Origin of the sequence: Cupriavidus consociatus (genome assembly GCF_017814975.1) — a bacterium.
Classification (GTDB): Bacteria; Pseudomonadota; Gammaproteobacteria; order Burkholderiales; family Burkholderiaceae; genus Cupriavidus; species Cupriavidus consociatus.
The window spans coordinates 1-3,628 of sequence record NZ_JAGIQA010000095.1 but is presented as its reverse complement, the minus strand read 5'-3'; the positions used below and the strand labels follow the sequence as shown (position 1 = coordinate 3,628).

Sequence of the window (3,628 nt, the reverse complement as noted above, 5' to 3'; positions counted from 1 at the left end):
GCCAAGCGCTGCACGGTCGTCCACTCGCGGTCGGCCGCCTTTGGGCGAGGGTTCGACCGTCGGCAGCAATGGCTGCATGGCCTTCCACAATTCGTTGTTGATCTTCTTTCGTGCCTTGGCACATCACAACGCTCAACTGTCATGTGACGATGACACGGTTTGGTTAGCGGCTCTTAGTCCAGCTTCGCTGAAGTTGGCACGTCGGGGCGTGTCGGCGGGCGTGCCATACCGGTGCAGTCTTTAAGTCGTCCAGCTAGACGCCATGACGTGCCATCTGCGACTGCATCCAAAGGATCCGCATCAGCCCGATCACGAAAAATTGTAACGTCAGAGCGCTTATCAGTTATGAGGGGTATTTCTCAGGTTGAAAGAAAATTCGGCATTACTCGGAAAGAGGATATATTGTCTTTCAATGGTTGTTCGATTGGGAAAACCGAAGGCAGTCGTGCAACGCCGTCGTTTCGAGGTGGGGAACGACATGGCGCATAGCAACAGATACACGGCGGCCATCCGCGCACACCCTGTAGCTTCTTGCCGATGTCTTTCTATGTTGCCCCTGTCTATTAGCGCACAGGTATCAACTCTTCCCGCGATGATTTGGAAGCCATTTCTGCAACGCTGTACGTGTTGGGCGTTGACCATGCGCGCGAAGTAGCGGGAAATCTCGGCGCACGGTCAGCAGCACCATGAGATCCGTCAGCGCTGCAGATTCAATTTCAAGTGAACCAAGCCTACATCGCGATGCGAAAATCACCCTCCTTCCCGAAGAGCATAGGCGCAATGTGAGGTTGCCCCGTTTCATCGGACAGATCTGCATTTGAATTTTATGTCGATGGGTTTTCTCCTTGTGATGGGGTGGGGCGGTGTAGGCCCGGTGTAGCGTCGGATTCATGGCACCGACAGGTAGCTTTTCAAATTCCTGCGGGGAACGATAGCCCAGGGCGCTGTGCAAGCGGTGCGAGTTGTACCAGCCCTCGATCCACGTGAACAACGCCTGCCGGGCGTCGTCGTGGGTGGTGAAGTGCGAGCGGTTCAGCAATTCGCACTCGAGCGTGGCGAAGAAGGACTCACACATGGCGTTGTCGTAGGCATCGCCCACTGAACCCATGGAGGGACGCACGCCCGCATCCCGACAGCGTTGGCCGAAGGCCACCGACGTGTACTGGACGGATTCAACCGGTCGTCGCAACACCTTTAATCGAGGAGGTGTTTATGGGACGGCCAGCGGGGTGGATGCAGAAGTTGACAGGGCGAGGAGCGATGCGCTCGCCAGGTGCACCGTCACATCGGCGTGAGATCGAGCGGCGATTCTGGGCGCAAATCGCAACAGGCATTACAAGTGAGAAGGCTGCAGAGGCGGTTGGCGTGTCACAGGCAGTAGGCACTCGCTGGTTCCGACATAATGGTGGCATGCCACTTTCCATGTCGAGCCCAATATCCGGGAGGTACTTGTCGTTCGCGGAGCGAGAAGAGATTGGACTACTTTCGTTCCAGGGCGTCGGAGTACGCGAGATCGCTCGCCGTATCGGACGCAGCCCGTCAACGGTCTCCCGGGAACTGACGCGTAACGCTGCAACTCGTGGCGGCCAGCTTGAGTATCGGGCTTCAGTTGCGCAGTGGAAGGCGGAACTGGTTGCCAAAAGACCCAAACCGTCGAAACTGGTGACTAACCCACGGCTGCGCCACTATGTGCAAGATCGTTTGGAGGGCAAGGTTCGCGACGCTGATGGCCGTGAAATTTCTGGGCCTCGGCAAGCGCCGTTCAAAGGAAGAAACAAACCGCATCGCGGTGACCGCAAATGGGCCAATGGCTGGTCGCCCGAACAGATTTCCAATCGGCTGCAGATCGACTTCCCGGATGATGAATCCATGCGCATATCTCACGAAGCCATTTACCAAGCGCTCTATATCCAGGGCCGCGGCGCTGTCAAGCGCGAGCTGGTCAGCTGTCTGCGCACTGGGCGGGCGTTGCGCGTACCGAGGGCCAGGGCACAAGCCAAGGCCTGGGCGCATGTTAGCGAGGATGTGATGATCTCTAGCCGGCCTGCAGAAGCGCAGGATCGTGCTGTGCCAGGGCATTGGGAGGGTGACCTGATCATCGGCCTGAACCGATCTGCTATTGGGACGCTGGTGGAGAGATCAAGCCGTTTCACCATGCTCGTCCACCTGCCTCGGGAGAAAGGCTATGGGTCGACTCCCCGGACGAAGAATGGCCCCGCACTGGCGGGCTACGGAGCTGTCACGATGGCCAATGCGCTCAAGAAGACGGTGTCCGGCATGCCTGCCAGTTGTGGCGGTCATTGACTTGGGATCGTGGCAAGGAACTATCCGATCACGCCCGCTTCACCGTCGAGTCCGGGGTAAAGGTATTCTTCGCCGATCCGTACAGTCCATGGCAGCGCGGCACGAACGAGAACACGAACGGTCTTCTGCGACAATACTTTCCAAAAGGCACAGACCTATCCCGTTGGAGCGCTCGAGAGATCCAGGCCGTTGCCAATGCACTGAATACCAGGCTCCGAAAAACGCTTGGTTGGAAGACACCTGCCGAAGCCCTGGACGGCTATCTAAAATCTGTTCAATAATCAGGTGTTGCGACGACCGGTTGAATCCGTCCTGGCATCCCTGGTCGGAATGGTGGATCACCGAAGTAGGATGTCGCTGCTCCAGCGCCATGTCCAGCGCCTGCAACATCAGCGCGGTGCGCAAGTGGCTGTCCATGGACCAGCCCACGATGCGGCGACTGTACACGTCGAGCACGACAGCCAGATAGAAGAAGCCGGCCTTGGTCGGAACGTACGTCGCATCGGCAACCCAAAGCTGGTTGGGAGCCTCCGCACGGAAGTGCCGCTGCACCAGATCGGCAGCGGGCCTGGCCCGCACTGCGCGGTGCGTCGTGCAGACGAAGTGTGGTCGGCATGCCCCGCGCAGCCCGGCCTCACGCATCAGTCTTGCCACACGCTTGCGCCCCACTTGGATGCCCTGACGCAGCAGAGCCGCGTGTACGCGGGGCACGCCATAGGTACCGCGGGAGCGCGAGTGAATCGCTCGGATCTGCACCAGCAGCAGTTTGTCGCGCACGACACGGGGACTCGGGCTGCGCCCGTTCCACGCATGGAACCCACTGCGCGAGACCTTAAGCAGCCGGGCCATGGTGGAAAGCGGATAACGGGCCTGGTTCGCCTTCATGAATTCGTACCCTTGTCGGGCAGCGAGTCGGTCTCCCGGGCGAACCAAGCCGCGGCTTCTGCAAGTATCTCCCTCTCAGCTGCCGGTTCTCACGGCGTAGCCGTGTGAGCTCCTGGCGCTCGGCACTGGTCAGGCCGTCATGGCGTGTGCCTGCGTTACGCTCGGCCTGGGCGACCCAGTTGTAAATGGTCTGGGCTGTCGGTTCGAATTCTTTGGCCAGATCCTCGGGGCGGCGACCCGCATGAACCAGGTCGACCATTTGCTGACGGAAGACAGTGCTGTACGGTGGGCGCGTTTTCGGCATGGTGCACCTCCTGTTTACTCAAGATAGGCACTGTCCGAAAAAGCGGGTCACCTCCTATTGATGTTGCCCCTGTTTGGTGTAGCTCTTAGGTCTCGGGTTATGCGGCCTTTATGCGCTGTGCCGCATGCCAGCGTT

At 59.2% G+C, this 3,628-nt stretch carries 1 protein-coding gene and 3 pseudogenes; 1 reads left to right on the top strand and 3 read right to left on the bottom strand.

Annotated elements, in window-relative coordinates; genetic code table 11:
- Positions 1-907 precede the first annotated feature (907 nt).
- Positions 908-1,168 (bottom strand): annotated as a pseudogene (locus J8I82_RS37380) (integrase core domain-containing protein); the annotation flags it as partial.
- A gap of 65 nt (positions 1,169-1,233) precedes the next feature.
- Between J8I82_RS37380 and J8I82_RS37375 the strand changes: the two are divergent.
- Positions 1,234-2,585 (top strand): annotated as a pseudogene (locus J8I82_RS37375) (IS30 family transposase).
- Between the two features lie 43 nt (positions 2,586-2,628).
- On the opposite strand, the pseudogene J8I82_RS38930 reads toward J8I82_RS37375, so the two are convergent.
- A pseudogene (locus J8I82_RS38930) lies at positions 2,629-3,237 on the bottom strand (IS3 family transposase); the annotation flags it as partial.
- The gene (locus J8I82_RS39850) at positions 3,137-3,493 is read right to left on the bottom strand and encodes a transposase (protein ID WP_209765611.1); all 357 of its coding nucleotides are present in this window, start codon (positions 3,491-3,493) and stop codon (positions 3,137-3,139) included. The gene J8I82_RS39850 and the pseudogene J8I82_RS38930, both read right to left, overlap by 101 nt.
- Between the last annotated feature and the right edge of the window lie 135 nt (positions 3,494-3,628).

What these genes read in the sequence shown, in the direction of transcription:
- J8I82_RS39850 (WP_209765611.1), bottom strand. Translation starts at nt 3,493, where the DNA reads ATGCCGAAAACGCGCCCACCGTACAGCACTGTCTTCCGTCAGCAAATG.